General features: G+C 50.5%; 26 protein-coding genes. 20 read left to right on the top strand and 6 right to left on the bottom strand.

Features of this window, described 5'->3' with window-relative positions:
• The first annotated feature begins 4 nt into the window (after positions 1-4).
• The 5 genes from ACFQ0N_RS10735 to ACFQ0N_RS10715 all read left to right on the top strand — a co-directional run bounded on the left by ACFQ0N_RS10735 (position 5) and on the right by ACFQ0N_RS10715 (position 6,147).
• Positions 5-1,267, top strand: coding sequence for an ABC transporter substrate-binding protein (locus ACFQ0N_RS10735; RefSeq protein ID WP_379325720.1), 1,263 nt, complete (start codon positions 5-7; stop codon positions 1,265-1,267).
• Between the two features lie 74 nt (positions 1,268-1,341).
• Complete coding sequence (locus ACFQ0N_RS10730; RefSeq protein WP_379325718.1) at positions 1,342-2,223, top strand: carbohydrate ABC transporter permease; 882 nt, start codon at positions 1,342-1,344, stop codon at positions 2,221-2,223.
• Positions 2,220-3,044 carry a carbohydrate ABC transporter permease gene (locus ACFQ0N_RS10725; protein ID WP_379325716.1) on the top strand — a complete coding sequence of 275 codons (825 nt, stop codon included), beginning with the start codon at positions 2,220-2,222 and terminating at the stop codon, positions 3,042-3,044. Before ACFQ0N_RS10730 ends, ACFQ0N_RS10725 begins: the two co-directional genes overlap by 4 nt.
• A gap of 48 nt (positions 3,045-3,092) precedes the next feature.
• Positions 3,093-4,961, top strand: coding sequence for a sensor histidine kinase (locus ACFQ0N_RS10720; RefSeq protein ID WP_379325714.1), 1,869 nt, complete (start codon positions 3,093-3,095; stop codon positions 4,959-4,961).
• Entirely contained in the window at positions 4,936-6,147 is a 1,212-nt protein-coding gene (locus tag ACFQ0N_RS10715) for a response regulator transcription factor (RefSeq protein ID WP_379325712.1), read from the top strand. Before ACFQ0N_RS10720 ends, ACFQ0N_RS10715 begins: the two co-directional genes overlap by 26 nt.
• A gap of 27 nt (positions 6,148-6,174) precedes the next feature.
• Here ACFQ0N_RS10715 and cydS read toward each other — a convergent pair whose 3' ends face one another.
• From cydS to ACFQ0N_RS10695, 4 genes are all read right to left on the bottom strand, one after another.
• Positions 6,175-6,270 (bottom strand): cytochrome bd oxidase small subunit CydS family protein, encoded by a 96-nt coding sequence (gene cydS, locus ACFQ0N_RS10710; protein WP_379325710.1) that lies wholly within the window; start codon positions 6,268-6,270, stop codon positions 6,175-6,177.
• 47 nt (positions 6,271-6,317) lie between these two features.
• Positions 6,318-7,337: a cytochrome d ubiquinol oxidase subunit II gene (locus ACFQ0N_RS10705; protein WP_379325708.1), complete on the bottom strand. Its 1,020-nt coding sequence runs from the start codon at positions 7,335-7,337 to the stop codon at positions 6,318-6,320.
• Positions 7,334-8,683, bottom strand: a complete 1,350-nt coding sequence (locus ACFQ0N_RS10700) for a cytochrome ubiquinol oxidase subunit I (RefSeq protein WP_379325706.1) — start codon at positions 8,681-8,683, stop codon at positions 7,334-7,336. Before ACFQ0N_RS10700 ends, ACFQ0N_RS10705 begins: the two co-directional genes overlap by 4 nt.
• 324 nt (positions 8,684-9,007) lie before the next feature.
• A complete protein-coding gene (locus ACFQ0N_RS10695; RefSeq protein WP_379325704.1) occupies positions 9,008-9,784 on the bottom strand; it encodes a 3'-5' exonuclease in 777 nt (258 codons plus the stop codon).
• Between the two features lie 244 nt (positions 9,785-10,028).
• On the opposite strand from ACFQ0N_RS10695, the gene ACFQ0N_RS10690 reads away from it, so the two are divergent.
• Positions 10,029-10,217: a hypothetical protein gene (locus tag ACFQ0N_RS10690; protein WP_379325702.1), complete on the top strand. Its 189-nt coding sequence runs from the start codon at positions 10,029-10,031 to the stop codon at positions 10,215-10,217.
• Between the two features lie 695 nt (positions 10,218-10,912).
• Here ACFQ0N_RS10690 and lplA read toward each other — a convergent pair.
• Positions 10,913-11,914: a lipoate--protein ligase gene (lplA, locus tag ACFQ0N_RS10685; protein WP_379325700.1), complete on the bottom strand. Its 1,002-nt coding sequence runs from the start codon at positions 11,912-11,914 to the stop codon at positions 10,913-10,915.
• A 291-nt stretch (positions 11,915-12,205) separates the two neighbouring features.
• Here lplA and ACFQ0N_RS10680 point away from each other — a divergent pair, with 291 nt between their 5' ends.
• From ACFQ0N_RS10680 to ACFQ0N_RS10670, 3 genes are all read left to right on the top strand, one after another.
• The gene (locus ACFQ0N_RS10680; RefSeq protein ID WP_379325698.1) at positions 12,206-12,955 is read left to right on the top strand and encodes an IclR family transcriptional regulator; all 750 of its coding nucleotides are present in this window, start codon (positions 12,206-12,208) and stop codon (positions 12,953-12,955) included.
• Between the two features lie 51 nt (positions 12,956-13,006).
• Entirely contained in the window at positions 13,007-13,780 is a 774-nt protein-coding gene (locus ACFQ0N_RS10675) for an SDR family NAD(P)-dependent oxidoreductase (RefSeq protein ID WP_379325696.1), read from the top strand.
• 95 nt (positions 13,781-13,875) lie between these two features.
• Positions 13,876-14,769, top strand: coding sequence for a fumarylacetoacetate hydrolase family protein (locus ACFQ0N_RS10670; protein WP_379325694.1), 894 nt, complete (start codon positions 13,876-13,878; stop codon positions 14,767-14,769).
• 85 nt (positions 14,770-14,854) lie between these two features.
• On the opposite strand, the gene ACFQ0N_RS10665 is transcribed toward ACFQ0N_RS10670, so the two are convergent.
• Positions 14,855-15,703: a helix-turn-helix domain-containing protein gene (locus ACFQ0N_RS10665; RefSeq protein WP_379325692.1), complete on the bottom strand. Its 849-nt coding sequence runs from the start codon at positions 15,701-15,703 to the stop codon at positions 14,855-14,857.
• A 140-nt stretch (positions 15,704-15,843) separates the two neighbouring features.
• Here ACFQ0N_RS10665 and ACFQ0N_RS10660 point away from each other — a divergent pair, with 140 nt between their 5' ends.
• From ACFQ0N_RS10660 to kduD, 11 genes are all read left to right on the top strand, one after another.
• Positions 15,844-16,617 carry a sugar phosphate isomerase/epimerase family protein gene (locus tag ACFQ0N_RS10660; protein ID WP_379325690.1) on the top strand — a complete coding sequence of 258 codons (774 nt, stop codon included), beginning with the start codon at positions 15,844-15,846 and terminating at the stop codon, positions 16,615-16,617.
• A 43-nt stretch (positions 16,618-16,660) separates the two neighbouring features.
• Entirely contained in the window at positions 16,661-17,683 is a 1,023-nt protein-coding gene (locus tag ACFQ0N_RS10655; protein ID WP_379325688.1) for a Gfo/Idh/MocA family protein, read from the top strand.
• 208 nt (positions 17,684-17,891) lie between these two features.
• A complete protein-coding gene (gene glpX / locus ACFQ0N_RS10650; RefSeq protein WP_379325686.1) occupies positions 17,892-18,872 on the top strand; it encodes a class II fructose-bisphosphatase in 981 nt (326 codons plus the stop codon).
• 49 nt (positions 18,873-18,921) lie between these two features.
• A complete protein-coding gene (locus tag ACFQ0N_RS10645; protein ID WP_379325684.1) occupies positions 18,922-19,572 on the top strand; it encodes a CBS domain-containing protein in 651 nt (216 codons plus the stop codon).
• A complete protein-coding gene (locus ACFQ0N_RS10640; RefSeq protein WP_379325682.1) occupies positions 19,565-20,416 on the top strand; it encodes a pyruvate, water dikinase regulatory protein in 852 nt (283 codons plus the stop codon). The genes ACFQ0N_RS10645 and ACFQ0N_RS10640 overlap by 8 nt, the downstream gene beginning before the upstream one ends.
• A gap of 309 nt (positions 20,417-20,725) precedes the next feature.
• Complete coding sequence (locus tag ACFQ0N_RS10635; protein WP_379325680.1) at positions 20,726-21,496, top strand: HAD-IIA family hydrolase; 771 nt, start codon at positions 20,726-20,728, stop codon at positions 21,494-21,496.
• Between the two features lie 54 nt (positions 21,497-21,550).
• Positions 21,551-22,105 (top strand): glycerol-3-phosphate responsive antiterminator, encoded by a 555-nt coding sequence (locus ACFQ0N_RS10630; RefSeq protein WP_379325678.1) that lies wholly within the window; start codon positions 21,551-21,553, stop codon positions 22,103-22,105.
• A gap of 34 nt (positions 22,106-22,139) precedes the next feature.
• Positions 22,140-22,868, top strand: a complete 729-nt coding sequence (locus tag ACFQ0N_RS10625; protein ID WP_379325676.1) for a glycerophosphodiester phosphodiesterase — start codon at positions 22,140-22,142, stop codon at positions 22,866-22,868.
• 119 nt (positions 22,869-22,987) lie between these two features.
• Positions 22,988-23,821 carry a 5-dehydro-4-deoxy-D-glucuronate isomerase gene (gene kduI, locus ACFQ0N_RS10620; protein WP_379325674.1) on the top strand — a complete coding sequence of 278 codons (834 nt, stop codon included), beginning with the start codon at positions 22,988-22,990 and terminating at the stop codon, positions 23,819-23,821.
• Between the two features lie 30 nt (positions 23,822-23,851).
• Positions 23,852-24,604, top strand: a complete 753-nt coding sequence (locus tag ACFQ0N_RS10615) for a DeoR/GlpR family DNA-binding transcription regulator (RefSeq protein WP_379325672.1) — start codon at positions 23,852-23,854, stop codon at positions 24,602-24,604.
• 20 nt (positions 24,605-24,624) lie between these two features.
• Positions 24,625-25,377, top strand: a complete 753-nt coding sequence (kduD, locus tag ACFQ0N_RS10610) for a 2-dehydro-3-deoxy-D-gluconate 5-dehydrogenase KduD (RefSeq protein WP_379325670.1) — start codon at positions 24,625-24,627, stop codon at positions 25,375-25,377.
• Positions 25,378-25,454 lie beyond the last annotated feature (77 nt).

Here is a 25,454-nt window from a genome sequence, read left to right as displayed (position 1 = left end):
AGTTTTGAACAAAACATCGTGGGCAGTAATGGCTTCATGCATTGTACTTGCAGCAACTATGACAGGCTGCGGCAATTCCGGATCAGGCAAAGAGGCAGGGGGCTCCGAAACCGTCACATTGCGTGTACTGGGATACAAGTCCGGAGAATATATCGGCAATATTGAAGAGGTTAACCGCGAATTTGAAAAGCGCAATCCCGGGACAAAGGTTGTATACGAAGGCAAAGGGGGACCAGAGTTCAAGGAATTGCTGAAGGCGCGCGCAGCCTCGAGGGAACTGGCTGACGTTGTCATGATTCACCCTGGCCTGACCTCGATCGGTTCCTATGCCAAAGCGGGCTATTTGGCTGATTTGAGCAATGAGCCGTGGGCAGGGGACATCTCGGAAAATGCGAAATCGGTTACGACCTTTGACGGCAAGCTGTATGGACTGCCGAACGACCTTGCTGCACTCGGAGTTTATTACAACAAAAAAGTATTCAACGATCTCGGCATCGATATTCCAAAAAATTACGACGAGTTTCTGGCAGTCTGCGACAAAATTAAACAATCCGGCATAACGCCGATTGCCTTAAACAAGGAATGGCAAATCTTTGATACGTATACGTTTGCGCCCGCATGGATTTACGCCAAGCATCCGGATTTCGATGAGAAAATGAATTCCGGCGAAGCGAAGTTCACCGGTTTATGGGAAGAGATGCTGACCGAGTATAAAAACCTGTATAAAAATTATGCTTCCCCCGATGCGCTGGGTTTGTCCGGCGACGGCGCACAGAACAATTTCGTAACAGGGAAGGCGGCTATGCTGATTAACGGCAGCTGGGCGGCCGATCCGATCAAAAAGGCGAATCCGGATCTGGATTTCGGCATGTTCCCGATGCCGAATAAGGAAGGTGAAGTATGGGCCGCCGCTGCTGTAGGCACAACGTGGGCAATCAATAAAGATACGAAATATATGGATTTGGCGAAAAAGTATCTGGAAATTTGGGCGGAGCCTGAATATCAGGCGGTATGGGCAAAAAGCCAGAATTCATTCCCGACAAATCTGAAGGCAAAATCCGATCTGGAGCCGGGCTTTCAGCCGATTGTAGAAGCGATTGAGCGCGACCAGTTTTGGCGTTTTCTTGATCAAGGCTGGTTGAACCCGAATCTGCAAACCGAATTTAACAATGTTGTGCAGAACATGCTGTTTGACAAAATGGATGCTTCTGGCGTAACGAAAGCGCTTGATGCCGAGATGGAGAAATACATGAAACAAAATCAATAAAGCCTGATCAAATTCGGGGCTGCTGCTGTAAAAGCTGCGGCAGCAGCCACCGGGTTGCAAATGGAGACGAGATTATGCTGCTGAGAAAAGGTAAGCCTTTATTTTATGGACTGTTTTTGTTTCCCGGTTTTTTCTTGTTCCTGCTCTTTTTTATGTACCCGAATATAAGCAGTTTTTATTATTCGTTTACGAATTGGGATGGCTTGTCGCCTCCGAAATTTATCGGCACGTCCAACTATGAATATTTGCTGACCGACGATAAATTTGTTCCGGCATTATCCAATACGTTGATGTATGCCCTTGTCGTCACGATCTTTTTGAATTTGCTGGGATTGATTTTAGCGCTGGCGCTTGATACGGGCTTGAAGAGCAAAAATATTTTGCGTACGATCTTTTTTGCGCCTGCTGTACTCAGTATGCTCGTTGTGTCTTATATTTGGATGCGCATATTCGATCCGGAAGGATCTTTCAATTCATTGCTGCGCGCGCTGCACCTAAATCATTTGACGGAGCTGTGGCTCGGCAATCCATCAACTGCACTTTATGCGATTGCGGCGGTTAATATATGGCAGTTTGCCGGCAAGTCGATGGTCATTTTCCTCGCTAATTTGCAAACCATTCCGACAGAACTGAAAGAAGCGGCGCAATTGGACGGGGCAAACGGCTGGAAGACGTTCCGTCATGTCACGTTTCCGCTGCTGGCGCCGGCGGTAACCATTACGACAGTATTGACAGCGATTGACGCGCTGAAGGTGTTCGATTATGTATATACGATGACGGAAGGCGGTCCGGCAGGCTCTACGACTACGGTCAGCTACTTCCTCTATGTACAAGGCTTGCGCGCAGGGCAAGTCGGCTACGCTTCCGCGGGAGCAGTCGTGAACTTTATTGTCGTCATGCTTGTCTCCGTCGTTCTGCTCGGCTATTTGCGCAGAAGGGAGAATCGTTTACGATGAAATACAGCTACCGTACTTTTTCGCTGGAGGCCGGGGCATGGCTGTTCGCGCTCATAATGTCCTATCCGGTGTTTCTGGTCATAAACAGCTCGCTGAAAAGTTTTCAGGAGCTTAGCGCCAGCCCGTTTTCGCTTGTCAAATCGATTACCTTTGAGCATTACGCCCGGGTAATTGGCGAAGCCAAAATTGTTCTGTCATTCAGCAATTCGATTTTTGTTACGGCAGTTATTATTGCAGCCTCGATCGTGCTAAGCTCGATGATGTCGTTTGCGATTCATTTGAATAACGGGCGGCTTGGCAAAATCGTTTTCTTTATTTTAATTTCGTCCATTATGATTCCCGGTTTGCTCGGTATGATCCCGCTCTATAAGCTGGCCAGCACGTTGGGCTTGACGAATACGTATGTTGGGTACTGTTTAATAACAACCTCCGGACAGCTTCCTTTTCTGGTGTTTCTATATACGGGATTTTTGGGTACGGTAGGGAAAGAGATTATGGAATCCGCGAGCATCGACGGCTGCTCCGTCTATCAATTGTTTGTGCGGATCGTTTTTCCGCTGCTTAAGCCGATTACGGCGACAGCTGTTATTTTGCTGACGCTGGGCATTTGGAATGACTTTCTCGGCCCATTATTATATTTGCAGGACGCTTCCAAACAGACCGTCATATTGATGCTCTACAATTATGTCAGCTTCTATACGAAGGACTGGGCATCGATTTTTCCGTTAATTGTCTTAATTATGCTGCCGAACCTGATCGCGTATTTGTCGCTGCAATCTTATATCATCAAAGGGATTGCGAGCGGAGCGATAAAAGGCTAATATGATAATTCACAGCATGTTGTAACAGCATCGGGAGGGAGGTTGAGGATGACGGCATTTTTTTCTAAATTTCCAACTTTATCGCTTCGTAAAAAGCTGCTATTCTCGTTCCTTATTCTGGTGCTGCTCCCGTTAAGCGCAGTTAGTTTAACATCATATCACGTTTTTCGGAATAGTCTGTACGATCACATTTCGACGACGACTTCGGAAGTGCTGCGGCAAACGATCGACAATATCGATAACTATATCTCACAGCTGGAAGCCTTGACGCAAAAGCCCTACTATGAAAAGCAGTTGCTTGATATTTTGGAGGGCTTGCGCTCTGGGGTTCCGCTGCGGAACAAGGAGTATTTTTTTAATAACGCGTCGTACTCATACAGCTCCTACGTGGACAATGTATTGCGGCAAATGATCTCGTTGCGCGGAGATACGGAAGGGGTGTTTCTCTATCCGGTCTCTGGGCAGCCTTTCGTTGTATCCCGCAATTCGGCCATGAATCCGGGCTTCAAGCCTCTGGAAGCGCCATGGTATAAGAATGCCGTAATCAATGAGGGGCGGATGACGCTTACGCCGCGCCATATCCAGGAGCAGATCGGCTACAATCCGGGCTATGTATTTTCTGTATCGCGAATGATCAATAGCTTCGAGAAGCAGCAGCCGTTAGCGGTTATTTCGATTGATTTCAATTTCGACCGGCTGCTTGCCATACGGGATAATGTGCAGCTGTACCCGGAAGGAAAGCTGGGCATTTACACGATGGACGGCCAGGCTGTCCTGTCAGGCGGGGATGAGCAGGACCGGCTGGTGCACACTTATTTGAATACGCCGGGAGAAGCGACGCGTACGGCTGAGGGGTATTGGATGGCCGCCCGCGCCTCTGCCTATTCTGGCTGGCTTGTGTTTTATCAAGTGCCGATTGAGGTGCTGAATAAAGAGATCGATAAAATTAAACTGTATATTTTAATTATTGCGGTTTGTGCGCTGCTGCTGGCCAGTATTTTTTATGGGTGGATCGTGCTTAGGCTGACCGGCCCTGTACTGACATTATGGAAAATGCAAAATCAGGTCGGTGCAGGCGACTTGATGCTGAAAATGCCGCAAGACCAGCGAAAGGATGAGATCGGCCAATTAACGGCCCACTTTGTTAAAGTAACGCAGCGTCTGCGCGAAACGATCGAGGAAACGCATGTGCTGGCCTTAAAGCGCAAGCAGGCGCAGCTCGATTCTTTGCGGATGCAGGTAAATCCGCATTTTCTATACAATACGCTCGAATCCATTTATATGATGGCCATTATGAACGAGGATGAAGAAACGGCGCAGATGATCGGCTATTTGGGCGATTTCTTCAAGATGACCTTGCGGCACCAATCGGAGCTTATTCCGCTGCATGAGGAGATTCACGGCTTTCAAGTGTACTGGGAGCTGCAGAAGATCCGGTTTGCCAACCGGATCGAGGTACAGCTGGATATACCGGAAGCTGTGATGGATGCTTGTGTCGTGCCGCTAATTTTTCAGCCGTTAGTGGAAAATGCAGTGCAGCACGGTTTTAACGGCGCAGCGATGAAAATTGCCATTCGGGTAATGGCTCATCAGGGACAGCTAATTATTCAAATCCGCGACAATGGAAAAGGGCTGTCCGCAGAACGGCTATTGGAAGTGCGGGAATGGCTGCAGTTCGAGCAGGCGGAGCAGGGGCTTCAAGCCAAACAGCTGCGCAGACAGGAAGAGGAACGTAAATCGTCGCATACTGGTTTGCGCAATGTGCAGGAGCGGGTACGGCTGCTGTGCGGCGAGTCGTATGGCCTGCAAGTGGAGGGCACACCTGGCGGAGGATTTCAGGTGGTGGTGCATTTGCCGCTGCGGTTGTGCAAAGAAAAGGAGGCAAGTGAGCATGCATCGGATTGTTGTAGTGGATGATGAACCGGTAGTACGCAACGGCCTGGTCTATATCATCGAGCAGTGCGTGCCTGCCTGGGTGGAGGTAGCGCAGGCGGACAGCGCGCAGGAAGCGATGCGCCTCCTGCAGGAGCAGCCCATTCATCTGATCGTGACTGATATTCATATGCCGGGTATGGACGGCCTGCAATTTTTGCTGGAAGTCCGCAAGACCAATCCTGATTTGCATGCGATTATTATTAGCGGCTACAGCCATTTTGAATATACGAGGCGGGCGATTCAATTGAATTGTCTGGATTACTTGATGAAGCCGGTCAAACGCGAGGATTTGCAGGAGATGGTGCGGAAGGTCATGGAGCTGTGGCGAGCAGAAGGAGAGCTGCAGCGCCAGCGTACAGAGACAGAGGTCATTGCCGATCATTATCGCCTGCATCTGCTGCTCAAGGGGGAATTCAGCTCGCTTGGCGAAATGTACGATTGTGCGACTACGTTAGGCGTTTATCCGAATGTGCCTTATATCGGGGTGCTCACCATCGTTGCCGATGAGCCATCCTTCCAGCTGCCGCTTTACTTATTCGCCAAGGATTTCTTGAGCAGCGCAAACGCAACCGTATGCCGGGAAAACGGCCGGGAAGTAATCATCATTATGAAAGCTGTGGACGGCGAGGAGGAGGAGACCTTTCGGCAGGGCTGCGTCGAGCTGGCCGCCGGCTTGCTCGACGCATGGGAGCAGTACGGGCAAGCAAGCTGTATGGCCTCCTTTTGCCTGTTGCGGGATGTAACGGAGTTTCCGTCTTCACGCCGTCAGGCGCTGCAGATGCAGGCCAGAAAGGAGCGGGGGCTGATCGTATTCAAGCTTGACCGCGAGACGAAAAAGGAGACGGCCGATCCGGCAATCCGCAAGGCGAAGGAACTGATTGAGCGGTCCTTCAATCAAGAGCTGACGGCTGCCGGCGTAGCGAGTGCTGTCCATCTGAATGCCGATTATTTTTCATGGCTGTTTCATCGCGAGGTCGGGAAAACGTATACCGAATATGTAACTGAAATCCGCATCGAGCATGCGAAGCGGATTTTGATGGAGGAGACGATTCCGGTCTATCAGGTAGCGGAGCGGGTAGGGTATCAAAGCGTCCGGAATTTCAACCGGGTATTCAAGGCATGGAACGGTTTGTCTCCGCTCGAGTACCGCAAGCGGCACGGTGTGTAAGGATGCATCGCAATGATCATGATCACTTCACTTGGACGTATAGCCGCCCCAAAAAAACAATCCGCCAACGGCGAGCACTACAACTAGAAACGGAGCAACAAACAAGAGAAAGAAGTCAGCCACAGATGTTAACCACCTTTCGAGATTGCTGTGTCATAGAGACTGCACGGTTATCCGCGCTTGCCCTGCACATATTTGGCATCGAACAGAAACAGCCGCATGAGCAGATAAAGAGACGGAACGAGCAGCATCAAACCGAGTATGAAGACGGTTATTAGCGCCAAAGCCATCGGCTCGTTTGTAAAGTTGTCGTATACCGTTACGTACGGGTATAAAATGTAAGGCAAATGTCCTGCGCCATAGCCGAAAAAGGCGAACCCGAACTGCAGCATGACAAAGATGAACGACAGCCCAAGGCGGCGTTTGGCCCAGACCAAGTAAATGGCGACCAGGAAACAGGCAAAGGAGGCTACGAACATCCAGGCGAGATCGATCATCCGCTCAAAGTGCTCCGGATTATGCTGACGGATGGCAAAAAAGACAAGCAGGCTGCAAAGGATCGTCGGGCCGCTCCAAGCGAGTGCATAACGGCGCACGATTTCAAAAGCCGGACGATCATTAGCTCGGTGTGCGTAGTAGGAAAGAAACATCGCTGAAATGTACAGAACACTCACTAATGCCAGCAATACGACCGCCCAGGAGTAGGTGCTCGTGAACAGTTTGCGGTACATAAAAAGCAATTGGCCGTTCGTATCGGTCCGGATATAGCCGCCTTCGGAAATCGTCAGTACGGTCGACAGGGCGGCAGGGATAAGGAGTCCGCTTGCCCCGTACAAGAACATATAAACAATATTGCTCCGCGAGCCGTACGTATTGAAGGCGTAGTAGGAACCGCGAATAGCGAGCAGGATGAGCGCTACACTGCCAGGGACAAGCAGGGCAGTACCTAAATAATAGGCAGTGTCGGGGAAAAAGCCAACAATGCCGACAAAGAAAAAGACGAGAAATACGTTCGTCACTTCCCATACAGGCGACAAGTAGCGTTCGATAATGCCGTGTATCAGATGGCGTTTGCCGGTAATATGGCTGTAAAAACTGAAAAACCCGGCACCGAAGTCGATCGAAGCAACAATAAGATAGCCAAACAGAAACAGCCATAACACTGTAATGCCAAGTACTTCGTAGCTCACTCTCCACTTCCCCCTTTCTTTAATTGCGCTTCAAGCTCTGCTTCAACCGGATGGTTGCGAAACATTTTCGTTAAGACGCGGACAGCGGTAATACCGAGCAGGACATAGAGCGCACTGAATAAAATAAGCATCGTATCTACATGGCCGGAAACTGTCGCCCCTTCGGCTGTACGCATAATTCCGCGGACGATCCACGGCTGGCGCCCGACCTCGGAAAAAATCCAGCCGTGCTCGATTGTTAACATCGCAAGCGGTGCGGCAGCAATGATCGCTCGGAGCAGCCATTTGCTGCTCAGCCCGCGTTTGCGCCATAGCATAAGCATATAGAGGGCAGCTACAAGCGTTATGATGGCGACAAGCACCATTTTCATATCAAACATATAGTGAATCCACAGTGGCGGTCGTTCATCCTCCGGTATATCATTGAGACCGATCACTTCGGCATTCGGGTAGCCATGAGCGAGGATGCTGAGCGCAAACGGGATTTCTATCCCGTATTTAAGTTCGTTGTTGGCCGTGAGAACACCGCCAAAAACAAGCGGGGCTTGAGTGGAGGTCTCAAAATGCCATTCCACCGCCGCCAACTTCTCAGGCTGATATTTGGCCAAATATTTGCCGGATAGATCGCCGATTACGGCGCTGGCAATAATGAAGACGAAGGCGGACACCATTGTCAGCTTCAACGCTTTTTTATAGTAGACATGATTGCGCCCCTTCAGTAATGACCAGGCTGCTATAGCTGCGAGCACGAAAGCGCAGGTCAAATATGCGGTTACAAGAACGTGAGTGACTTTGGTCGGCATGGCGGGGCTGAGCATTGCGGCAAATGGAGCGATATCGGTTATTTTGCCGTTCTGCACCGTGACGCCGGCTGGGGCGTTCATAAAGGCATTGACGATTGTAATGAAAAAAGCGGAAGCGGAGGAGCCGACAACGACCGGGATCAGCAGCCAGAGATGAACCGTCCGTTTTTTAAAACGGTCCCATGTATATAAGTAGATGCCAAGAAAGATGGCTTCAAAAAAGAAAGCAAAGGTCTCCATAAACAGCGGCAGTGCAATGGACTGTCCGGCAACGCGCATAAAGCTTGGCCAAAGCAGGCTTAGCTGGAGTCCGATAGCAGTTCCTGTTACGACGCCGATTGCTACCGTTATGACAAATCCGCGCGTCCACCTTCTGGCCAGCAGCAAATAATGCGGATCACGCCGTCTAATTCCCATCCATTCCGCCAGGGCGATCATCATGGGAACGCCGACCCCGAGTGTAGCAAAAATAATATGGAAGCCCAAAGTAAATGAAGTCAAAATGCGGCTGTAGATGACTGGATCATATCCGTTAAGCAGCACAGGCTCATATCCTTCCTTTTTAGAATAAGTAACGGGTTAATGACAACAGCATGACGATGGCGACGACGGAACATAGCAGGATAAGCCGTTTTTCTTGCAGCTTTCCTCGGTCCATAGGCTGGCTCCTTTCCTAATATAAGTTAAGATGGGATGTTGCTGTTATTATTATACAAAGTTAATGTGATTATTTTCACAAGGGATGTGTCGCATATTTGTCATCCATTTGGCAAAATGATGGCGGAAGAATATAGGAGTAAGAGCGGAAGCAAGGGGGGATGCCGCATGAATTTGGTTGTGACAATTGCAAGCGGCGTATCCAAAAGTTTATTCCTGCCGGGAAGGAGAGGATTCAGCGCGATTATTGATTTCACGCTCAAAGTATTGCTGCAGCTCGGCCAACTTTCGAGGGTCCTGCATGGCCGGCTTATTCTTGAAATAATGCTCGACAAGAAGCTCCCAGTTTGGTGTGATTTTTTGGGAGCGCATGCCGCGAATAGCTTGTTTCACGAGGCGGCGTTCCTTGGCGTTAGAATACACATCTTTGTAGTGCTGGGCATAGGTGAAATCTAGCCGCTCAAATATCGCTTTGAAAACTTCAGCAGTCATACGCGCGTCATCCAAGGCGCGATGCGCAGATCCTTCTGCTGGAATTCCAAGCTCGGCCAGCGCGCCCTCCACGCTCACATCGTTGGTCAGCTTGCGGTCGCGCAAAAAGCCTTTTAACAAATCGTAGTACGTTACTTGCAGCCAGTATTGATCATCAAGCTTGTGCATACGGGTATCAAATACGATCCGTTTCATATCCTCCCCGCCCCAAGTAAACAGAATGAATGATTCGCTGCGGTTCAGCCATCCGATAAAATCCTGGATCACTTTCGGAAAGCGGGCGGCACTATCGATCGCTTCCTGCGGGATGCCGGTCTTTTTCTTAATGAAGTCGTTCAGCTTGGCAAAATAAACAGGTTTAATAAAGGCTGCAAATTCATCGATCTGCTGCAGCTGAGCATCCAGTCGAACGGCGCCGATCTCAATGACTTCCATCGGTTTATCGCTGGCGAATTTACGGCCATTAAATTCAATATCCAAAATAATGTAATCCATTGTAGAGCCTCCACATCTTTCAAGTATCTTTCATTGTAGTACAGGTGGCGCAGCAAGTAAATCGGCTGGCGTTTGATTCGGCAACACTTTCACAAAAGCGCTGCCATGTAAAGTGAAGCTGCGGTTTAAAAACACGCCAAAACGGAGGACAAACGGCAAAAAACATCCATTACAGAGCCAGAGGCGCCCAGAATGCGCATTATTGCAGCATAAGGTTTATTATTTACGGATAATGGGGATTGTCATGCGCAAAAACCGCCGCTGGCTGAAGGCTGGCGAAGGCCTGTATCGACTATATGATTGGCAAGTGAAGCAAAAAAGAAGCCGTCTTACAAAGCAGCTGCTTGCTGCTTGTGAGACGGCTTCTGACGGTTTTTTCGTGACGTCGCAAGGTCCGCAGCCCTGTTGTTTTGGCACGATTGTTCACAGATAACGGAATGATGGTCCGTTTGTTCGATTGCGAAATAACTAAGATCTGGAAAAATAACCTAGTCCTTCTCAGCGTCGTTCGGTTGAACGGAAAAATAAGCTCAAATATTGTAGTTTGTGCAACAAACTCCAAAGTGGGAACGAGTATTCCCTGAATTGTTGTATGAAATGCAACAATCTGCTCCTCAGGGAGCTTAAATTAGTGATGATTGTTGCAGAGTGTACAATATTTTCAGCCAATACCGCAGAATTCGGGGTCAAATGTTGCATTTTGGAGTCAATTTCATAATAACAGCTCTGACAAGTTGGGGCTAACGAATCACAGACACGCTATTCGCCTATCCATCGCCTTTTTCAGCGTGTAACGAATCTCAAACACGTTATTCCGGGGAAAAAGGAGAGAAAGCCGCCGATTTTCGGTGATTAACGATCGGTAGATTCGTTAGAGCCCAAACAGCCTCATTTTGAGCCGAATAAGAGTTGTCAGGTTCGTTAGCGTCAAAGCTCAAAAAGAGCAGCGAGCGGTAGCTTTAAGCGGCCTGGTGCCGTCTGCAAACTTTTGAGATTTGGGGAGGTAACTCCTTTTTTAGGTGTAAAAAAGTCAGTAATACCAAGGGTTTCGAATTGTGAAATTAACTCTTTTGTGCAGCATTTGCTCTGCCTATCTCGGAACAATTAGCTCCCTTTTACCGGAAGCTCTTAATCCCGCAGCAGCAGCAGGTTGATAAACTCATCTTCGCTCAATTTGCCGAAATAGCGTGTAAGATCGACAGAGGCCAGCTTCAAGCGTAATGCCGCTTCTTCATAGCGCGTGCCGATAAGCAGCTCTTCCAGCTCGGTGACATCGTGGGCGCCGAAATAGTCGCCGAACAGGCGAATGCCGACAAGATGTCCGTCTTCAACATCCAGCCGGGCGTCGATGATGCCGGAGGTGAATTTGCGGATATTCTCAATGTTGCATTTTGGCGAACGTCCGTAGTTCCAGTCCCAGTTGCGGTAGCGCTCCTCAGCGAGCTTGGCAACGGCGCTCCACTCCGCATCTGTCAGCGGATAATGAGTAACCTCGCCGTCCGCGCCGCCGAACAGCTCGCGCAGCAGGGCAGCATGGAATTGTTCGATCGTCATCGGCTCACGCAAAAACTCCGAAATGTTGGCCACGCGGCCGCGTACCGATTTTGTCCCTTTGGATTCAATTTTAATCGGCTTGACTTTCAGCGCGGAGGAGACATTTTCCATGGCGGAATTAAAAAGCAGGGTGCCATGGCTGAACATTCGCCCCTTGCTGGCAAATTGGGCATTGCCGGAAATTTTGCGGCCATCGACTTGAATATCGTTGCGTCCGCTTAATTCGGCGTTTACCCCGAGCTTATGCAGCGCATCGATGACAGGGCGGGTGAACTTGGCAAAGTTATGAAAGGAATTGCCGTCATCCTTCGTAATGAAGCTGAAATTAAGGTTGCCCAGATCGTGATAGACCGCTCCGCCGCCCGACAGGCGGCGCACGACGTGAATGCCGTTATCGCGCACATATTCCTGATTGATTTCCTCGATCGTATTCTGGTTTTTGCCGATGATGATGGAGGGTTCATTAATATAAAACAGCAAATAGCTGTCATCCATCGGGAGATTGCGCAGTGCATATTCTTCTAAAGCTAAATTAAAAGCGGGGTCGGTGACGCCCCGGTTGTCGATAAAACGCATGGCAAATTACCTCCATATGCAGGCTCGTTCGTTATCTCTTGATCCTAACATATCGGAGGCAGCGTGGGAAGTCATTGGAGCGCGATCCTGCACCTCATAGATCATGGCCCCCTTGTAGTCTTCCTGATATTAATATTAGGGAGATTTTTCTTAGTTTTGCTTGCCGGGGGGCGCAGCGCTCGTTATAATGAGATTAGGTTTATTATTTGAGAATTAGTTCTGTATAATAAACCACGGCATGTTGTTCTGCGGACTTACTGTCAGGCAACAAGGATGGAGGTTCACAGTCGTATGTCAGATAAACCGAAATATTGGGTGCCGGCACTGGAGAAGGCACATGCAGTACTGAACTTGATCGCGGATCAGCCCGGGCGCTTCAAGCTGATTGAGCTGTCGCGCACATTGGAAATCAATAAAAGTTCGATGTTTTCGCTGCTGCAGACGATGGAAGCGCTGGAGTGGGTGAAGCGCGAGACCGGGGACACTTACTCGATTGGCCGCGGGCTGTCGCGGATCGGGTTTTCATTTGCCCAGCACTATGATGTGAAAGCGCAATTTCGGCAGGAGGGAGCGATTGTTCGCTCGACGATCGGCGAAACGCTGCAGCTGGCCAAGCTGGCCGGCTGGGAAGTGCTCTATTTGGAAAAGCTGGAGGTTCCTTCTCCGGTGCGGCTCGTTTCAGAGCCGGGAATGCGCTTTCCGGCCTATGCAACAGGTCTTGGCAAAGCTTTGCTCGCCTTCGAAGCCGAGGAGCGGATGGAGCAATTGCTGCAGGAGAGCGAGTTGAGCCAGCTGACGCCTTATACGCTGACGGATATGGAGAAGCTGCGCAAGGAACTGCGCCTGACCCGGGAGCGCGGGGTGGCGTACGACATGCAGGAGGCGGTTATGGGCTTTAATTGCATCGCCGCTCCGGTATTCAATCAGTCAGGCAAGGCAGTCTATGCGGTCAGCTGCTCTATGCCGGTCCATTGCTGGCCGGAAAAGAAGGATGCGGCGGAAGCGGAAATTCGGCAATTGGCTGAACGGCTGGCGGAATAGCGGCAGGCCGGCTGCGGCTGAATTTATATTTGAGGGAGTTGACCAGAGGCTATGAGACTGAAGGATAAAGTTATTTTAATTACCGGATCGGGTTCGGGCATTGGCAAAAGCACAGCGCTATTGTTCGGCAGCGAAGGGGCAACCGTCATCGTCAATGATTTGTCGGAGGAAAAAGGTGAGGAAACCGCGGCCGAGATTCGCGCAGCTGGCGGCGAAGCGATCTATCGTAAAGCGGACGTAACCGACCCTGCAGCGATCAGCGCCATGGTGGAAGATATTATCAAGCTGTACGGCCGCATTGATGTATTGTTCAACAATGCCGGCATTAGCGGCGTCGGCGCGCTCCATGAGCTGGAGCCGGAGCTGTGGGACAAGGTTGTCAACGTGAACATTCGCGGCGTCTACATACCGAGCAAGTATGTGCTGCCGCATATGATGGAGCGCAAAAGCGGTTCGATCATTAATATGTCTTCTTGCATCGCCGAGATTGGCCTTGCCCGCCGCGCTGTCTATGCTGCCACGAAAGGCGCCGTACTGGCCCTGACCAAATCGATGCAAGTTGATTATGCGGACTACAATATCCGCGTCAATGCGCTGCTGCCCGGCACTATTATGACGCCTTTCGTTGAGGACTATTTGCGCAAATCCTACGATGATCCGGAGGAAGCCTATGAAGGTCTCAGAAAGCGTCAGCTGAGCGGTGAGCTTGGCCGGCCGGAGGATGTGGCAAAAGCAGCGCTGTTCCTCGCTTCTGACGAGTCGAAGTTCATGATGGGCTCACCGCTCTATATTGACGGCGGAGCTGTATTCGGCAAAAAAGCGTAAACGGCAAGGATGCAAAATTCCGAAGGAACGTTATAATACAAACTGCAGGAAGTTTTTGCATCTGCGCAACAACTATATTTAGGAGGTCTCATTTCATGAAGCTCGTAACAATTGTACAAGATGGCAAGCAAGCATTAGGGGTAAAAACTGACGCCGGCATTATCGATATTGCCGCTGCCTTGTCCGTTCAGCCGGCAGCAGGCCAAGTGGCGCAAGATGTAATGGCCGTAATCGAAGGGGGACAAGAGGCGGTAGCCGCTCTGCAGGCTTATGTTGACAGCTTGCCGGCAGACAATGCCGCGTATGTGCTTGACGAAGAAAAGATTGAGTGGGGGCCGTGCGTTACCCGCCCGAACAAAATTATTTGCGTAGGCCTGAACTACCGCAAGCATGCTGAGGAAACCAACTCTCCAATTCCGGAATATCCGATTCTTTTTAATAAATTCAACAACACATTGACTGGACATAAAGCGGATGTAGCTGTACCTAAAGTAACGGAAAAGCTCGATTATGAAGCGGAACTGGTCATCGTTGTCGGCAAGGATGCCAAATATGTGTCCAAAGAGAACGCGCTTGATTATGTTTTCGGTTACGCTGCTGTCAATGATTTGTCAGCCCGCGATTTGCAGCTCCGCACGCAGCAGTGGCTGCTCGGCAAAACTTGCGACGATTTCAGCCCGCTCGGTCCATACCTTGTAACGGCTGATGAGGTTGGCAATCCGAACGACCTTGTAATCAAGTCGATCGTAAATGGCGAAGTGCGCCAAAACTCCAATACATCGGACATGATTTTCCACTGTGACGAAATTGTCAGCTACATCTCCCAGCATATGACGCTTGTGCCTGGCGATATTATTTTGACCGGTACACCGGAAGGCGTAGTGATGGGTTACCCGCCTGAGAAGCAAGTTTACTTGCAGCCTGGCGACGTTGTGACGATTGAAATTGAAAAGCTCGGCAGCTTGACGAACCGTTTTGTTGCTGAATAATACGATGAAGCCGTCTTTGGAGCAGTTGTTAACTGCTGCGCGAGACGGCTTTTTGTTTTCGGAAATTGCCGGACAAAATGCCAGCTCAATCGCTCTCGTCTGCCGCACTATTATCGGGACGCATCGTTTGCCGGTAAATGCCGGGGGAACTGCCGTAATGGCGCTTGAATACCTTATGAAAATATGAATATTCGCCGAAGCCGCAGTTCTCGGCAATTTGCTGCAAGGTTCGCGTCGTATATTTCATCCGCTCGATCGCAGCTGAAAGTCTGATTTCAGTCGCATACGCCATCATCGATTGCCCGGCATACTGTTTAAACAGATGGACGGCCCGCGAGACGCTTAGCCCGGCATATTGTGCCGCCTCCTCGATGCGGAAGCGGGATAAGGCATTTTCCTCAATGTAGCGCTTCATGCGAAGAACGGGAAAGGGGGCGGCAGCAGCCGGCGCCAGCGCCTCTGCAATAGCCCGCTCCAGAGAAAGGCAGATCGAGCGCAGCAAGTAGTCGCATAGCTCCTGATTGCTTCCTTCCGGCTGCCGGCGCTGCTCGACAATGAGATGGCGCCACAACCCAAGCAGCTTCTCGTCGGGATCGATGCGGACAAGCGGCGGTTTGGCCGAGCGCTGCCACCATTCGTCGATCCATTCTCCTGTACAATGAATATAGTAATCCCCGCTGGCTGCCGCCGGTTCATTGCGATTGTCGCTGCGATGCGCCGAAACATGCAGCTCATAGCTGGCTCCAGGGGCAAGCAGCAGCAAATCGCCGGGATAGAGGCGGACTTTTATGGCAGGGGATAAAATAATGGCCTCGCTCATCCCTTCTGTCTGCAGACGAAGCAAATAGGAGGTCAGCCCTGGCGTATGGGTCACGCTGAATTGCTGGGTATGATAGGAGTAACCGCATGTTTGCACGACTGATGCCGATGTCATCATCATCCCTCGCTTCAATAATGGTAGCCAAATCGTCGATGTCGTAATTATATCGTTTATGGTCATTTGGAAACAACTCAGTGTATGATGTAATCAAATTGGCTATAAAGATTTGAAAATGATGGCAGGAGTGTGTTCCAATGAGAAGAATGGGAATCGGTTTGCAATTGTACACCTTGCGCGATGAGCTGGCGAATGATTTTACGGGTACGATTCGCAAGGTAGCGGCTTTGGGTTATGAAGGGGTAGAGTTTGCCGGCTATGGCGGCTTGTCGGTTGAGGAGATGAAATCGCTATTAGCGGAGACTGGGCTTAAAGTGATCGGCAGTCATGTCGGCATGCAGCAGCTCAAAGCTGACCTGCAAGGTGAGATCGACTATTTGAAGGCGATTGGCGGCCAGTATATGATCTGCCCGTGGATCCATCCGAATGAGCGGGGAACGACGGCCGATTGGGAGGGGCATATCGCCTTTTTGCAGGAAGCCGGGGAAAAGGTGCGCGCCAGTGGTCTGCAGTTTGGCTATCACAATCATGATTTTGAGTTTCATCTGCAGTTGAATGGCGAGTATGTGTTCGATGCGATTTATTCGGCAACGACACCTGAGCAACTGCAGGTGGAGCTGGATGTATGCTGGGTAAAATTTGCCGGCGAAGATCCGTTAGCCTATATTGGCAAGTACGCAGGCCGCCTGCCGCTGCTTCATTTGAAGGATTTTAGGAAGGGCGAGCAGGGCGAAATGATTACGCTTGAGCTTGGACAAGGCGAGGTGCCGCTTGCACAAGTGCTTCAGGCTGCCTCGGATGCAGGCGTCGAGTGGATGATCGTTGAGCAGGATAATTGCCAAAATCCGCCGCTGCAAAGCGTGGAGAACAGCTTGAACTGGGTAAAGCACAATTATTTGTCGAGGGCATAAACTGATTAGTCATAATTATATTCGTAAAGGAGCCTATCTGGGGATGAGTAAAACAATTAAAGTAGCAGTGATTGGCTGCGGTTCGATTTCCAAGCACCGCCACATTCCGGAGTATGCGGCAAACCCTCATGTTCAATTGGTTGCCTTTGTCGATCTTGTCGCTGAGCGCGCACAGCGTTATGCAGATCAATATGGAGCGAAAGCATATACAGATTATAAAGCGATGCTGGCTGCTGAGAAGCCGGATGCGGTCAGTGTCAATTTGCCGAACGCCTTGCATGCGCAGGTGTCGATTGACGCCGCCAACGCTGGAGCGCATGTGCTGGTGGAAAAGCCGATGGCCGCATCCTTGGCCGAAGCGCAGGCAATGATTGAGGCTGCAGCTGCAAACGGCGTCTATTTGATGGTGGGCCACAATCAGCGGCTCATGCCGCCGCATGTGAAGGCCAAAGAAATTTTGGATTCGGGCGTTCTGGGCAAAGTGCTTACCTTTCGCACATCGTTTGGACATCCGGGACCGGAGGGCTGGAGCGTCGATGGCCGCGAGAGCTGGTTTTTCAACAAGCCGGAAGCGATTATGGGCGCGATGGGCGATTTGGGCGTGCACAAGTCTGACTTGATCCGTTATTTGCTGCAGGATGAAGTGGCAGAGGTAGGGGCATTTATCGGTACTTTGCATAAGGACGGCACGGAAGTAGACGATAATGCCAATTGCATGCTCCGGATGAGAAGCGGAGCCATCGGCTCGCTGGTAGCAAGCTGGACATATTATAAAGGCGAAGATAACAGCTCGGTATTTTGGTGTGAAAATGGCGTGATGAAGGTGGGAACCGACCCTGAAGATCAGGTCATTGTCGAGCTGCGCAACGGAACGGTGGAAAAATACAAGGTAGGCGCCATTTCGACGAATGAGAAGCAGGAATCAAGCGGTGTAATCGATGCTTTTATTGAATCGATCGTAACCGGTACACCGCCGAGCATTTCGGGCGAGGAAGGCATGAAATCGCTAGCGGTGATTTTGGCGGCATTTGAATCGCAAGCGACGGGACAAATCATTAAACTGTAGCAGGATAGCTCTAAAAAGTCAGTTAGCATTGACTTTTTAGAGCTATTTTTTTGCTTGTATGGGATGGACTGAACCTAATATTGTGAATATAATGTGTATCATATAAACATATATTGCACAATAAATAATTAAGTAGTACAATCTTTCATACGATACTGTAAGGTGTAATGACAGTAAATAATGCCTACAATAAGGAGTGGGGATAGGTATGGAACGGGAATTATCATTGGAAATTGTGCGTGTGACAGAGGCGGCGGCGCTGGCCTCCGCTCCTTGGATGGGACGCGGGGACAAGAATGAAGCCGACGGTGCGGCAACGACCGCTATGCGCCTGATGTTTGACACCGTATCGATCCAAGGTACTGTCGTAATTGGCGAGGGTGAAATGGATGAAGCCCCCATGCTCTATATCGGCGAAAAAGTAGGCGGAGGCGACGGGCCGGAGGTTGACGTTGCCGTCGATCCGCTTGAAGGCACGGAGATCGTAGCCAAAGGCTTGAACAATGCGTTGTCGGTCATTGCGATTGCTCCGAAGGGGCAGTTGCTGCACGCTCCGGATATGTACATGGAGAAGCTGGCAGTGGGTCCGCAGCTGCGCGGCAAGCTCAGCATTACCGATTCTCCGGAAAACACGATAGCGAAGGCGGCAGAAGCGCTGGGCAAAAGCGTATCCGATCTGACGGTCGTCGTGCTGGACCGGGAGCGCCATCAGCAATTGATCCAATCGCTGCGCAGCATTGGCGTACGGATCAAGTTTTTGTCCGACGGCGATGTGGTCGGAGCGATCGCACCTTCCTTCCCGGAAACAGGGATCGATTTATATATGGGCTCTGGCGGAGCTCCTGAAGGCGTACTGGCCGCGGCAGCGATCAAATGCCTCGGCGGCGAGCTGCAAGGCAGACTCATGCCGGCGAATGACGAAGAATACAAGCGCTGCATCGAGATGGGAATTGCCGATCCGCGCAAAGTGCTGGATATGGATGACATGATTGGCAGCGGCGATGTAATTTTTGCAGCTACTGGCGTAACGCCGGGCGAATTTTTGAGCGGCGTGCGCTATTTGCCGGATCAGCGCGCAGAGACGCACTCTATCGTCATGCGGGCAAAAACACAAACGATCCGCCATATTCGGGCAACCCACTACATGCCGAACAAATCTTATCTGTTTCGAGCCGGCAATATGGATTAAACCTCTTGTAGAATGGGATAGATACCATTAAACTGAAGGTTAACAATGATTGGAATGGGAGTGGATCGAGATCGAACTGACCGCGCGTCAACTTGAGATCGTACAACTCGTCAAAAAGCATGCGCCGATTACTGGCGAGCAGATTGCCGAGATGCTTGGCGTTAGCCGGGCAACGCTGCGCTCGGATTTATCGCTGCTCGTCATGCTGAATCTCGTGAGCGCAAAACCGAAGGTTGGTTATTTCCCCAGCGAGTTGAACAAGACAGAGCAGCCTGCATCAAGCTGGACAGGCATTACTGTCAAGCAGGTGCAGGGCATTCCCGTAATTGTGACCGGAGCGCTATCGGTGCATGAAGCGGTCGTTACATTATTTTTGGAAAATGCAGAGACGCTGACCGTAATCGATGATCAGAAGCGTTTTCTGGGCATCGTGACCGCTAAAGATATGTTGAAGCTGACGCTTGGCAATTCGCAGGCAGGCTCGATGCCGGTCGGAATGGTGATGTCGCGTCTGCCGGCGATGGCAGCCGTAAGCCCGGATGATCAAGTAGAAACAGCGATTCGCATTATGCTGGCTCATGGTCTCGACGGTGTGCCGGTACTGTCTCCAGAGCGTGAAGTCGTAGGCTGGATCGGCAAGACGACGATTTTGCGGCGTATGCTGGAGCAGCTGGAAAAGGCGGATGACATCCATGAATAGGGAGGAGCCGGCATTGGGAGTAGGGAGCAATCGGCAAATATTTATTTGTTCGGATGCGATTGGCGAAACTGCGGAAACAGTTGTCCGCGCATCTATGCGGCAGTTTGCCTTCGATCAAATCAAATTAAAGCGGTACGGTCATATCCGCAATGAAGACGAAATCGTCAACATCGTAGAAGAGGCGGCCAGGTGCCGCGGGTTTATCGCTTACACACTCGTTCAGCCGGAGCTGCGCGAGATGATGAAGGAAGAATCGGTCAAAAGAGGCGTTCGCGCTGTCGACGTTATGGGGCCGATGATGCAAGCGTTTATCGATACGTTTAATGATTCGCCCAAGCGGCAGCCGGGTTTGCGTTATACGATGGACGACGACTATTTCCGTAAAATTGATGCAATGGAATTTGCGGTAAATTACGATGACGGCAAAGATATGCGCGGCCTGCAGCTGGCGCAGATTGTGCTGATTGGCGTGTCGCGGACGTCCAAGACGCCGATGTGCATTTATTTGGCGCATAAAGGCATTCGTGCCGCCAATTTGCCGCTCGTGCCGGAAATGAGCGTGCCGGCGGAACTGATGACGAAAAGAGACGGACTCATTGTCGGCCTGACGATGGATCCGGAAAAGCTGGCTTCCATTCGTTCGGAACGGCTGCTGGCGATGGGGCTGCCGCAGGGCTCGCGCTATGCTTCGGTAGAGCGGATTTTGGAGGAGCTGACCTTCGCCGAGAAGGTGATGAAGGAGCTCGGCTGCGAGATTATCGATGTGACGAGCAAATCGATCGAAGAAACCTCGGGGCTTATTTTAGCCCGATATACAGAAGGCGCGCAACATACAACGATTTGAGCGTGATCCTGTTTTTGCCCTTTTCATTTGTCTTCCAGTGTGATATAGTCGGTTCAAAGCAGTTTGATAGAATGATTTAATCTGAATCGAATGGGTTAGAGACGAGGAGAAACCCGGACGGCTTGGCATACTTTAGGTATGCCTGCTGTCTGGGTTTTTGTGCATTTTATAGAATTTATAAGTTTCACTAGGGTAAATTCTATAAAATTTCAGGGGAAGAAACTTGCCTCGCGCCAAGGACGGCTTCAGCCGTTTCTTCTCAGTGCTCTTATGCTGCTACCATGGCAAGGCGACAGGAGGAAAGCGTAAGTGAAAGGATTTATATTTGATCTTGACGGCACGGTTTACTTGGGGGACCAGATGCTGGATGGCGCGTCTGACGCCATTCGTACATTGCGTGAACGTGGAGACAAGGTCGTGTTTTTGACAAACAAGCCGATCGCGACCCGGGCATCCTATGCGCACAAGCTGACGAAGATGGGCATTCCGGCATCTGTTGATGAGATTGTCAACTCTTCCCTGCTAGTAGCTCTTTATTTGAAAGGAAAGGTGGAGGCGGGAGAGCAGGTGCTCGTCATCGGAGAAGAGCCGATTCGCGATGAATTGCGGCAGCATAATATTGCGATAACAGATACGGATTATAATGTGCGGTATGTCGTACTGTCCTGGGACAGAGAGTTCACTTATGACAAATTGAACTTGCTCTACCAAGCGGCGATACGCGGCGCCTTCATTATTGCTTCTAATCCTGACCGGACTTGTCCGCTTTTGGGCGGGGAAGTGCCGGATACCGGCGCCTTGATTGGTGCAATTGAAGGAGCGTTAGGCCGGCCGATTGATTTAGTAGTCGGGAAGCCTTCTCCAATCGCCGCATCGCTCGCCGTAGAGTATCTCGGCCTCGATTATGCGGACTGCTATATGGTCGGCGACAGGCTGGAGACGGACATTCGGATGGGCAACAGTACTGGCATGCATTCAGTTCTTGTTTTGACCGGAGTGTCCACGAAGGAAATGGCCGATCAAGCTGAGGATAAGCCTGCCTTTATATTGAACAGCATCAAGGAGATTGTTGAACTTTAGACAATACTGGCATGGTATAATAGGAAACACGAAAGCATAATTTGAGGTGGACGCATGTATCCTATTGTAGATTTGGTTGAACATCAGACGATTGCCGCTGTTCAATCGGAAGCAGAGCTTGATCTGGCACTAAAAAGTAAAGTGAATATTATTTTTTTGCTGACAGGCTCCATATTTAATATTCAACAATTAGTAGAGCGGATTAAACAAGCGAATAAGCACGTTTTTTTGCATATGGAGTTTATTGAGGGCATAGCGGCGGATCGCAGTGGGGTGGCGTATGTAGCCCAGCATATTCGTCCGACCGGCATCATTTCAACGCGCAGCAGCTTGATCAAAATTGCTAAAGAATGCAAGCTGATGGCGATTCAGCGTCTCTTCCTGATCGACCATAATGCCATTGTCAAAGGAATCAAGGCGATTGAACAAAGCTTGCCCGATGCGGTGGAAGTTATGCCAGGCATTATGCCGCGGATTATTAGTGAAGTAACGGAATTAACGCCGCTGCCGATCATAGCGGGCGGCCTGGTGGACAATCAGCAGGAAATCGACGATGCGCTCGAAGCGGGTGCGCTGGCCGTATCAGCAGGCAAACGCAGACTATGGTAGCACATTATCTAATAATGGAAGGAAAGAATATGCCATGAAAAAACCACTTGTAATTGCTCATCGCGGATGTGCCGGAGAAGCGCCGGAAAATACTTTAGCTGCCTTCAAGCTTGCGATGGAGCAGGGCTGCGATGCGATCGAGCTGGACGTCCATTTCTCGAAAGACGGCGAAATTATCGTATGCCATGACCACACGATCGACCGTACTTCCGATGGCAGCGGAGCGATTCATGAACTGACGGTTCAGGAAATTCAACAAGCGGACGCCGGGCGCTGGTTCGATGAGCGTTATGCAGGAGAACGCATTCCGCTCCTGTCGGAGGTGTTCGAGCTTGTGCCTCCTTCCATTATGATTAACGTAGAGGTTAAAGACCTGCATGGGGAAGCGGGCGAGCGCCGATTGGTGCAATTTCTGCGGGAAACGAACCGTGTGCAGCATGTCGTCATCTCCTCCTTTAACCATGAATTGCTTGTCCGCTTGAAACAGCAAGAGCCGGAGCTTAAGATCGGCATGCTCTATCATCAGCAGGTAGAAAGCCATCACGGTCTGGCAGAGCAGCTGGGTGCCCCTGTATTTTCTTTGCATCCGGATTTTAAGCTGCTGGATAAAGCGGCGGTTGCTGACGCTGTAGACCGCGGTTTGGAAGTATACGCCTGGACGGTGAACAGCGAGGAAGATATGAAACTTGTAGTCGGGCTAGGCGTGACGGGGGTCATTACCGATTTTCCGGGCAGACTGAATAAGCTGCTTTCAGTTGAATAATTGAGCATGCTGAACATGTACATTTAATGTGCATGTTCTTTTTTGTGTTGATTTATAAACGGTTATGGATTAACATGAACCTATATGAACTTATATAAACGTAAAGGGAGTGCTTTTAAGTGGAAATTCGTTACGCGAATCACCCGAATGAAGTGAAAAAGATGGATACAACGGAGCTGCGCGAACAATTTTTGATGGAGTCCTTATTTGTTCCGGATGAATTGAACCTTACTTATACACATGTCGATCGTTTTATCGTCGGCGGGGTTATTCCCGTGTCCAAGGCGGTTGTGCTAGAAGCGGATAAAAAGGAAATGGGAGCGGAATTTTTCCTGGAGCGCCGTGAAATCGGCATTATTAATGTCGGCGGGCAAGGCACGGTAACAGTCGACGGCACGGCGTATACGATGGATTCCAAGGACGGTCTGTATATCGGCCTCGGGGCCAAGGAAGTGACCTTTGCCAGCAATGATGCGAATGCCCCGGCCAAATTTTATTTGAATTCAACGCCTGCACATAAAACATATCCAACTGTAAAAATCGCGATCAGCGAAGCTTCCCCGAATCATCTGGGCAGCATTACGAATTCCAATGAGCGTACCATCTACAAATATATTCACAGCGGCGGCGTACAGAGCTGCCAGCTCGTAATGGGTATGACCTTGCTCAAGCCGGGCAACATGTGGAATACGATGCCGTGCCATACACATAACCGCCGTTCGGAAATTTATTTTTATTTCGACATGCCGGAGGACGGCGTCGTGTTCCACTATATGGGCGAGCCGCAAGAAACGCGCCATCTGGTTGTCCGCAATGAGCAGGCGATTATTTCGCCAAGCTGGTCGATTCATAGCGGCGTCGGCACAAGCAATTACACGTTCATCTGGGGAATGGCAGGCGAGAACCAAACCTTCGAAGATATGGACGCGGTGGCTATGAACGAGTTACGATAAGGGTAAACGATTGAAGAACGGATGGTTTGGATGAACCCGATTCGAAGACATGAGAAAATCATGGAAGCATTGCTGGAAAATAAAGAAGTAACGGTAAGCGAATTGAGCGATTTGCTTGAGGTGACAGGCAAAACAATTCGCGAGGATTTAGCGAAGCTGGAGGAAAAGGGGCTGCTAATGCGCGTTCATGGCGGCGCAGTGCTAGCGCAGAGCGAGCAGTTCGGCATTTTGCCGACCAAGGGGCCGAACGTTAAAAATCCGTCCGAAAAGGCGGAAATCGCCGAACGGGCTTTGCTCTATATTGAGCCGCGCGACATTATTGCGCTTGATGGCGGGAGCACGACGCTGGAAATTGCGCGGCGGCTCGACAACGCCCCGTATACGGTCATCACGAACGACCTGAACATCATTTGCGAGCTTGTGTGCAAGGATGAAATCCGGTTGGTGGTGCCTGGCGGCTGCAGAGTGCGCAATATGCTGGCAGGCCCGGAAGCAGCCAGCTACATTCGCTCGTTGAATATCCAGAAAGCGTTCCTCTCTTCTACGGGGGTTCACTTGCAGCATGGCTTTACAATCTATACGAATGATTTGATCGATTACAAACGGGCGCTCATTGATACGAGTGAAACGGTATACGCTGTTGTCGACCATTACAAATTCGGACAATGCGCCCTGCGCACTTTCGCCGATCTGCCGGAAGTGTCGCGAATCATTACTGACCGCGGCTGCAGCGAAGAGGTGGCAGCACCGTTCCGCGCAGCCGGTATTGAAGTGGAATATTAAAATAAAGAGGTGCCTAGGCAATGAACAGTTTTGATTTGACAGGCAAACGGGCGCTTGTAACCGGCGCATCCGGCGGGCTTGGACAGGCTATGGCTATCGGTCTGGCCGAGGCCGGCGCGGATGTTGTTGCTGTAGCTTCCTCAGAATGCCGCGACACTGTTGCACAAATTCGCGAAATGGGCAGGCAGGCGGAATGGATCGCAGCCGATCTAAGCAAGGAGGAGCTGCTTGAGGGCGTCGTGTCGCAGGCGATCGGCATGATTGGCGGAATCGATATTTTGGTGAACAATGCCGGCATTATCCGCCGTGCGCCGGCCGCGGCGCATTCACGGCAGGACTGGCATGATGTCATTTCACTCAATCTGGATTCTTTATTTTTCCTTTGTCAGCTTGTCGGCAATCATATGCTGGAAAGAGGCAGCGGCAAAATAATTAACATTGCGTCGATGCTGACTTACCAGGGCGGCATTAATGTGCCGGGCTATACCGCAAGTAAGCACGGCGTTGCCGGCATTACGAAGGCGCTGGCCAATGAGTGGGCAGGCCGCGGCGTGCAGGTCAATGCGATCGCTCCGGGCTACATGACGACCAATAATACGGCGCCGATTATTGCCGACGAAAATCGCTACAAGGCGATTACAGAGCGCATCCCTGCCGGCCGCTGGGGAACTCCGGACGATATGAAAGGGCCAGCCGTGTTCCTTGCGTCATCGGCTTCTGACTATATGAACGGTCATGTGCTTTGTGTCGATGGCGGCTGGATGGCAAGATAAAAGAGATGAAAACATGCACGTTTCCGCTCATTAGAAGCGGATCCGTGCATGTTTTGCTTTGCTAACTAACGCACAAT

The organism is Paenibacillus sp. GCM10027626 (assembly GCF_042676285.1).
Lineage (GTDB): Bacteria > Bacillota > Bacilli > Paenibacillales > Paenibacillaceae > Paenibacillus_Z.
Note: the sequence above shows the minus strand (reverse complement) of the source record. Positions and strands in the feature narration are given on the sequence as shown.

Bases quoted from the DNA above. Each gene is read 5' to 3' on its own strand.
- ACFQ0N_RS10695 (WP_379325704.1), bottom strand. From the start codon at position 9,784: ATGGATTACATTATTTTGGATATTGAATTTAATGGCCGTAAATTCGCC.
- ACFQ0N_RS10730 (WP_379325718.1), top strand. From the start codon at position 1,342: ATGCTGCTGAGAAAAGGTAAGCCTTTATTTTATGGACTGTTTTTGTTT.
- ACFQ0N_RS10655 (WP_379325688.1), top strand. From the start codon at position 16,661: ATGAGTAAAACAATTAAAGTAGCAGTGATTGGCTGCGGTTCGATTTCC.
- ACFQ0N_RS10630 (WP_379325678.1), top strand. From the start codon at position 21,551: ATGTATCCTATTGTAGATTTGGTTGAACATCAGACGATTGCCGCTGTT.
- ACFQ0N_RS10625 (WP_379325676.1), top strand. From the start codon at position 22,140: ATGAAAAAACCACTTGTAATTGCTCATCGCGGATGTGCCGGAGAAGCG.
- ACFQ0N_RS10680 (WP_379325698.1), top strand. From the start codon at position 12,206: ATGTCAGATAAACCGAAATATTGGGTGCCGGCACTGGAGAAGGCACAT.
- ACFQ0N_RS10615 (WP_379325672.1), top strand. From the start codon at position 23,852: ATGAACCCGATTCGAAGACATGAGAAAATCATGGAAGCATTGCTGGAA.
- kduD (WP_379325670.1), top strand. From the start codon at position 24,625: ATGAACAGTTTTGATTTGACAGGCAAACGGGCGCTTGTAACCGGCGCA.
- ACFQ0N_RS10715 (WP_379325712.1), top strand. From the start codon at position 4,936: ATGCATCGGATTGTTGTAGTGGATGATGAACCGGTAGTACGCAACGGC.
- lplA (WP_379325700.1), bottom strand. From the start codon at position 11,914: ATGCGTTTTATCGACAACCGGGGCGTCACCGACCCCGCTTTTAATTTA.
- ACFQ0N_RS10720 (WP_379325714.1), top strand. From the start codon at position 3,093: ATGACGGCATTTTTTTCTAAATTTCCAACTTTATCGCTTCGTAAAAAG.
- ACFQ0N_RS10725 (WP_379325716.1), top strand. From the start codon at position 2,220: ATGAAATACAGCTACCGTACTTTTTCGCTGGAGGCCGGGGCATGGCTG.
- ACFQ0N_RS10690 (WP_379325702.1), top strand. From the start codon at position 10,029: ATGCGCAAAAACCGCCGCTGGCTGAAGGCTGGCGAAGGCCTGTATCGA.
- glpX (WP_379325686.1), top strand. From the start codon at position 17,892: ATGGAACGGGAATTATCATTGGAAATTGTGCGTGTGACAGAGGCGGCG.
- ACFQ0N_RS10640 (WP_379325682.1), top strand. From the start codon at position 19,565: ATGAATAGGGAGGAGCCGGCATTGGGAGTAGGGAGCAATCGGCAAATA.
- ACFQ0N_RS10660 (WP_379325690.1), top strand. From the start codon at position 15,844: ATGAGAAGAATGGGAATCGGTTTGCAATTGTACACCTTGCGCGATGAG.
- ACFQ0N_RS10670 (WP_379325694.1), top strand. From the start codon at position 13,876: ATGAAGCTCGTAACAATTGTACAAGATGGCAAGCAAGCATTAGGGGTA.
- ACFQ0N_RS10675 (WP_379325696.1), top strand. From the start codon at position 13,007: ATGAGACTGAAGGATAAAGTTATTTTAATTACCGGATCGGGTTCGGGC.
- ACFQ0N_RS10665 (WP_379325692.1), bottom strand. From the start codon at position 15,703: ATGACATCGGCATCAGTCGTGCAAACATGCGGTTACTCCTATCATACC.